Raw genomic sequence first — 5,955 nt, 5'->3', positions numbered from 1 at the left:
ATCCGCCGGTATGAAGCGCCTCAACCGTAGTTGTACGGGGCGGGCCGGAGGGATGTCCGGTTACGGGACGGACTACTTCTTGCCCGGCTTCTTCTTGCCGGCGATCGCGCGACGCGGGCCCTTGCGGGTACGCGCGTTGGTGTGGGTGCGCTGACCGCGGACCGGCAGGCCACGGCGGTGACGCAGACCCTCGTAGCAGCCGATCTCGACCTTGCGGCGGATGTCGGCGGCCACCTCACGGCGGAGGTCACCCTCGACCGTGTAGTTGGCGTCGATGTACTGGCCCAGCTTGACCAGGTCTTCCTCGGTGATGTCGCGAACGCGGACATCCGGGTTGACACCGGTCTCGGCCAGGGTCTGCTGGGCGCGGGTACGGCCGATGCCGTACACGTAGGTAAGGGCGATCTCGATCCGCTTCTCACGGGGGAGATCAACGCCGGCGAGGCGTGCCATTCAAGGCTCCTGTGTTTCTTCAGAGGTCTTGCGTGCTACCTACTCCGACACCTCACGGTGAGGGAGCCCCGGCCTCTGACCGGGGGCGGCAGTCCGCCCAGCGAAGGGCGGATCGGGTAGCCCGCTTATGACGTTTTCGCGTCGCGCGAAGTACTACGAGAAATGCTGGGGGAGAGCAATCAGCCCTGGCGCTGCTTGTGGCGCAGGTTGTCGCAGATCACCATGACCCGGCCGTGACGGCGGATCACCTTGCACTTGTCGCAGATCTTCTTGACGCTCGGCTTGACCTTCATGTCTCAGGTTCTCCGGGTCTAGATCTGACGCCACCGCCGCGAGGCGATGATTTCTCTTACTTGTAGCGGTAGACGATCCGGCCGCGCGTGAGGTCGTAGGGGCTGAGCTCCACGACGACCCTGTCGTCCGGCAGGATGCGGATGTAGTGCATGCGCATCTTGCCGCTGATGTGCGCGAGGACCTTGTGACCGTTCTGCAGCTCGACCTTGAACATCGCGTTCGGAAGAGACTCGATCACGGTGCCCTCGATCTCAATGGCGCCTTGCTTCTTAGCCATGAACTGCGAGATCCACCTTCCGGGACCGGCTACCGTATGCGGCACGCTCGTGCGAACCTGGGTTCACCCCGACCCGTGAGGGAAGAGGGCGTGCTGAAGCACGCTACGAGTGAGCCGACGGTCCATCCTACGCCAGCCCGTGGGATGCGCCAAAACCGGGGCCCGGCGTCACCGCTGGGCGGCGATCACCAGCGGCTCGACGTGCGCGGTGCAGGCCGAGCAGCGGCGGGCGGCCTCGGGGATCTCGGTCAGGCACTCGGGGCAGGGGCGCTTCGGGGTCTTCGGCTTCTTCGGCATGTACCGCGCGGTGGCCTTGGTCACCGGCAGCACGACGCAGAAGTACAGCACCGCGGCGGTCATGAAGAACGCGATCAGCACGTTGAGGAACTGCCCGTACGGGAAGACGACCCCGGCCAGGTTGGCCTTGTACGAGCTGAAGTCGCCGGCCGCACCGACCACCACACCCACCAGCGGGGTGAGGAACGCCGACACGAAGCCGGTCACCACGCCGGTGAAGGCGGCACCGATGACCACACCGACGGCCATGTCGACCACGTTGCCGCGCATCATGAAGTCGCGGAATCCCTTGAGCACTGCACTCTCCTGCCGTTCGAAGCCGCTGAAGCCACTGCCAGCCGATAAAAATAGGACAAAAGCCCTGGAGGTCCAAACCTCCAGGGCTCTGATCCCTTGTCAGACGGGGCAGTCGGCCCCGTGCCGGCTACGCCAGGGGGTCCGGAGCTGCGGTGATGCCCAGCTTCGCCAGCTCGGCCTTGCCGCCGTCAAAGGCGGTCAGCACCAGCGGGCCCTGCTCGGTCACGGCCACCGAGTGCTCCCAGTGCGAGGCCCAGGTGCCGTCGTTGGTCACGACGGTCCACTCGTCCTCCAGCACGGTCGTGTGCGGGGTGCCGAGCGAGACCATGGGCTCGATCGCCAGCACGGTGCCGGGGATCAGCTTGGGGCCCTTGCCGCGGCCGCGCTCGACGTAGTTCAGCACGTGCGGCTCCATGTGCATCGCGGTGCCGATGCCGTGGCCGCCGTAGCCCTCGGTGATGCCCCACTTGCCCTTGGGCGGCAGCGGCTGGCGGCGGATGAAGCCCTCGATCGCCTTGGAGACGTCGACCAGGCGGTTGCCCTTCTTCATCTGGGCGATGCCGGCCCACATCGAGCCCTCGGTGACCCGGCTCAGCATCTCGACCTCGGGCCGGACCTCGCCGACCGCCACGGTGATCGCCGCGTCGCCGTGCCAGCCGTCCAGGATGGCGCCGCAGTCGATCGAGATGACATCGCCCTCCTGGAGCACCCGCTCGCCCGGGATGCCGTGGACGACCTCGTTGTTGACCGAGGCGCAGATCACCCCGGGGAACCAGAGCCCGCCGTGGTGGGCGCGGAAGTTCGAGGTGGCGCCGTGGTCGGTGATGACCTTGTCCGCGATGTCGTTGAGCTCCTGGGTGGTCACCCCCGGAGCGACCGCCTCGCGGCAGGCCTTCAGCGCCTCGGCGACGACCAGCCCGGCCGCTCGCATCTTCGCGATCTGCTCGGGGGTCTTGATCTCCACCATCTGGTCACGCCTTCCTTGGGTTCCCGCCCGGTCCTTGCCGGGCGGCCGTGCACTCGTTCCACCGTACGACGCCGTACGGCCGCGCTGCCCGGGACGGGAGCGCGGCCGTACGTGCGTCACTGAGACTTCAGCTGTCCTGCTTCAGCGCCTCGATCGCGCGCTGGGTCACCTCGTCCACCTTGCCGAGGGCCGGGATCGTCGCCACCAGGCCCTGCTGGGCGTAGTAGTCGATGATCGGCTCGGTCTCCGTGTGGTAGACCTCCAGGCGCGTGCGCACCTTCTCCTCGGTGTCGTCCGAGCGCTGGTACAGCTCGCCGCCGCACTCGTCGCAGACGCCCTCGGTCTTCGGCGCGTTGTAGTCCACGTGGAAGACGTGGCCGCCGTCGTTGCGGCAGAGCCGGCGGCCGGCGATGCGGCGGACGACCTCGTCCTCGGGGACCTCCAGGTCCAGCACGCCGTCCAGCGCGATGCCCTGCTCGGCGAGGAACTCGTCCAGCGCCTTGGCCTGGCCCAGGTTGCGGGGGAAGCCGTCGAGCAGGAAGCCCTTGGCCGCGTCGGGCTGGAGCATGCGGTCCTTGGCCATCCCGATGGTGACCTCGTCCGGCACCAGGCGACCCGCGTCCATGTAGCTCTTGGCCTCGAGCCCCAGCGGGGTGCCCTGACCGATGTTGGCGCGGAACAGGTCACCGGTGGAGATGTGGGGGATGGACAGGGTCTTGGCGAGCAGGTGCGCCTGAGTACCCTTCCCGGCCCCGGGAGGCCCGACGAGGACGATACGCATCAGCGGAGGAACCCTTCGTAATTGCGCTGCTGGAGCTGGCTCTCGATCTGCTTCACAGTTTCGAGTCCGACGCCGACGACGATGAGAACACTGGTGCCGCCGAACGGGAAGTTGGTCTGCTGTCCGAAGGCGACCAGGGCGATCATCGGGATCAACGCGATCAGGCCCAGGTAGAGCGAACCCGGCCACGTGATGCGGGTGAGCACGTAGTTCAGGTACTCGGCCGTCGGTCGGCCGGCCCGGATGCCCGGGATGAACCCACCATACTTCTTCATATTGTCGGCAACTTCTTCGGGGTTGAAGGAGATGGCGACGTAGAAGAAGGCGAAGAAGACGATCAGCAGGAAGTAGGTGGCCATGTAGATCGGGTGGTCACCCTTGACGAAGTTCGTCCTGATCCAAGTCGCCCAGCTCGCCTGGCTGTTGGTCAGCTGGACCACCAGGGCGGGGATGTACAGCAGGGACGAGGCGAAGATGACCGGGATGACACCGGCCTGGTTCACCTTGAGCGGGATGTAGGTCGAGGTGCCGCCGAAGGCCCGGCGGCCGATCATCCGCTTCGCGTACTGGACCGGGATCCGGCGCTGCGCCTGCTCCACGAAGATGACCAGCATCACAACGATGACGCCGACCGCGACCACGGAGAGGAACTCGACCCAGCCGCCACCGATGGTGCCGGACTGCTTGATCGCCCACATCGAGGACGGGAACTGCGCCGCGATCGAGGTGAAGATCAGCAGGGACATGCCGTTGCCGATGCCGCGGTCGGTGATCAGCTCACCGAGCCACATGATGAAGGTGGTGCCGGCGGTCATGGTGAGGACCATGACGGCGATCCGGAACACCCCGGTGTCGGGCACGATCTGGTTGGCGTAGACACAACCGGAGAAGAGCGCGCCGCTGGAGGCCGTCGCCACGATGCCGGTGCCCTGGAGCACGGCGAGCGCGATGGTCAGGTACCGGGTGTACTGGGTGATCTTCGCGGTGCCGGCCTGCCCCTCCTTCTTCAGCGCCTCGAGTCGCGGGATCACGACGGTGAGGAGCTGGAGGATGATGCTGGCCGTGATGTACGGCATGATGCCGAGCGCGAAGATCGTCAGCTGGAGGAGCGCGCCACCGCTGAACAGGTTGACGAGCCCGAACAGACCGCTGTTCTTGGTCTCCTTCACACAGGCGTTGACGGCCTGGAAGTCCACCCCGGGTACCGGGATGTGTGAGCCCAGCCGGAACAGCACCATGATGCCCAGCGTGAACAGCAGCTTCTTGCGCAGGTCGGGCGTCTGGAACGCCCGCGCGAACGCACTGAGCACGGTGCCTCCTGCGCCTCCCGCGCGTCGTCGGCGGGAGGGTCGGTCCTGAATGGGGAGTTTTCGGTTCGGGCCCCCGTACAGACGGCACAGGCGAGCCTACGCGCAGCCTACAAGGGAACTCCACGGACTCTAACAGTGCGCGGCCACTCGAAAGAAGCGCGTACGGCCCCTCCCCCACTCACGGGGTACGGGATGCCCGGGTTTGCCACACAAAAGAACGAGGGCCGCACCTACCGGGGACACCGACAGGACGGCCACCGGAAAGACACGAGCCCCGCACCTCCCGAAGGAGGTGCGGGGCTCGTGGGAAGTCAGCGGGCTCAGACGAGCTCGGTGACGGTACCGCCGGCGGCGGTGATCTTCTCGGCGGCGGAGCCGGAGACGGCGTCCACCGTCACCTGCAGGGCAACCGAGATCTCGCCGGTGCCGAGCACCTTGACGAGGGAGTTCTTGCGAACCGCGCCCTTGGCGACCAGGTCCTCGACCGTGACCTCTCCACCCTGCGGGTAGAGCTCGGCCAGCTTGTCGAGGTTGACGACCTGGAACGTGATCTTGAACGGGTTCTTGAAACCCTTCAGCTTCGGCAGGCGCATGTGGAGCGGCATCTGGCCACCCTCGAAGCGCTGCGGAACCTGGTAGCGGGCCTTGGTGCCCTTGGTACCACGACCGGCGGTCTTACCCTTGGAGCCCTCACCACGACCCACGCGGATCTTGTCGGTCTTGGCACCCGGGGCGGGCCGCAGGTTGTGGATCTTGATCGGGTTGTCGCCCATGATCAGTCCACCTCCTCAACCGTCACCAGGTGACGGACCGTGTGAGCCATCCCGCGGATCTCGGGACGGTCCTCCTTCACCACGACGTCGTGCATGCGCTTGAGACCAAGCGAACGCAGGGTGTCACGGTGGTTCTGCTTGCTACCGATGTAGGACTTGGTCTGCGTGATCTTGAGGCGAGCCATCAGGCGCTCACCCCAGCAGCACGAGCCCGCAGCAGAGCGGCGGGAGCCACGTCCTCCAGCGGCAGGCCACGACGGGCGGCGATCTCCTCGGGGCGGACGAGGCCCTTCAGAGCAGCCACGGTGGCGTGCACGATGTTGATCGCGTTGTCGGAGCCGAGCGACTTCGACAGGATGTCGTGGATGCCCGCGCACTCCAGCACGGCACGCACCGGGCCACCGGCGATAACACCGGTACCGGGGGCAGCCGGCTTCAGGAGCACGACGCCGGCAGCCTTCTCACCCTGGATCGGGTGCGGGATGGTGCCCTGGATGGACCTTGAA

At 66.6% G+C, this 5,955-nt stretch carries 9 protein-coding genes and 1 pseudogene; all 10 read right to left on the bottom strand.

Going from position 1 to position 5,955, the window contains the following annotated elements; genetic code table 11:
* Positions 1-72 precede the first annotated feature (72 nt).
* Positions 73-453, bottom strand: coding sequence for a 30S ribosomal protein S13 (gene rpsM, locus C2142_RS23070; RefSeq protein WP_148644398.1), 381 nt, complete (start codon positions 451-453; stop codon positions 73-75).
* A gap of 179 nt (positions 454-632) precedes the next feature.
* The gene (gene rpmJ, locus C2142_RS23065; RefSeq protein ID WP_003956441.1) at positions 633-746 is read right to left on the bottom strand and encodes a 50S ribosomal protein L36; all 114 of its coding nucleotides are present in this window, start codon (positions 744-746) and stop codon (positions 633-635) included.
* Between the two features lie 56 nt (positions 747-802).
* Complete coding sequence (infA, locus tag C2142_RS23060; RefSeq protein WP_003956442.1) at positions 803-1,024, bottom strand: translation initiation factor IF-1; 222 nt, start codon at positions 1,022-1,024, stop codon at positions 803-805.
* 168 nt (positions 1,025-1,192) lie between these two features.
* The gene (gene mscL, locus C2142_RS23055; RefSeq protein ID WP_148644397.1) at positions 1,193-1,618 is read right to left on the bottom strand and encodes a large conductance mechanosensitive channel protein MscL; all 426 of its coding nucleotides are present in this window, start codon (positions 1,616-1,618) and stop codon (positions 1,193-1,195) included.
* A gap of 127 nt (positions 1,619-1,745) precedes the next feature.
* Positions 1,746-2,585, bottom strand: a complete 840-nt coding sequence (gene map / locus C2142_RS23050; RefSeq protein ID WP_148644396.1) for a type I methionyl aminopeptidase — start codon at positions 2,583-2,585, stop codon at positions 1,746-1,748.
* A gap of 127 nt (positions 2,586-2,712) precedes the next feature.
* Entirely contained in the window at positions 2,713-3,366 is a 654-nt protein-coding gene (locus C2142_RS23045; RefSeq protein ID WP_148644395.1) for an adenylate kinase, read from the bottom strand.
* On the bottom strand, positions 3,366-4,676 hold the full coding sequence (gene secY / locus C2142_RS23040) for a preprotein translocase subunit SecY (protein ID WP_148644394.1): 1,311 nt from the start codon (positions 4,674-4,676) through the stop codon (positions 3,366-3,368). Before secY ends, C2142_RS23045 begins: the two co-directional genes overlap by 1 nt.
* Before the next feature lie 320 nt (positions 4,677-4,996).
* Positions 4,997-5,452 (bottom strand): 50S ribosomal protein L15, encoded by a 456-nt coding sequence (gene rplO, locus C2142_RS23035; protein WP_097237491.1) that lies wholly within the window; start codon positions 5,450-5,452, stop codon positions 4,997-4,999.
* Positions 5,452-5,634 (bottom strand): 50S ribosomal protein L30, encoded by a 183-nt coding sequence (gene rpmD / locus C2142_RS23030; protein WP_030055835.1) that lies wholly within the window; start codon positions 5,632-5,634, stop codon positions 5,452-5,454. Before rpmD ends, rplO begins: the two co-directional genes overlap by 1 nt.
* A pseudogene (locus tag C2142_RS40260) lies at positions 5,634-5,955 on the bottom strand (30S ribosomal protein S5); the annotation flags it as partial. The pseudogene C2142_RS40260 and the gene rpmD, both read right to left, overlap by 1 nt.

The organism is Streptomyces sp. CB01881, from assembly GCF_002953255.1.
Classification (GTDB): Bacteria; Actinomycetota; Actinomycetes; order Streptomycetales; family Streptomycetaceae; genus Kitasatospora.
This window is presented reverse-complemented; position numbering and strand designations above follow the sequence as displayed.

Excerpts from the sequence above, each read along its gene's own strand:
- rpsM (WP_148644398.1), bottom strand. The coding sequence starts at position 453 with ATGGCACGCCTCGCCGGCGTTGATCTCCCCCGTGAGAAGCGGATCGAG.
- rpmJ (WP_003956441.1), bottom strand. The coding sequence starts at position 746 with ATGAAGGTCAAGCCGAGCGTCAAGAAGATCTGCGACAAGTGCAAGGTG.
- infA (WP_003956442.1), bottom strand. The coding sequence starts at position 1,024 with ATGGCTAAGAAGCAAGGCGCCATTGAGATCGAGGGCACCGTGATCGAG.
- map (WP_148644396.1), bottom strand. The coding sequence starts at position 2,585 with ATGGTGGAGATCAAGACCCCCGAGCAGATCGCGAAGATGCGAGCGGCC.
- C2142_RS23045 (WP_148644395.1), bottom strand. The coding sequence starts at position 3,366 with ATGCGTATCGTCCTCGTCGGGCCTCCCGGGGCCGGGAAGGGTACTCAG.
- rpmD (WP_030055835.1), bottom strand. The coding sequence starts at position 5,634 with ATGGCTCGCCTCAAGATCACGCAGACCAAGTCCTACATCGGTAGCAAG.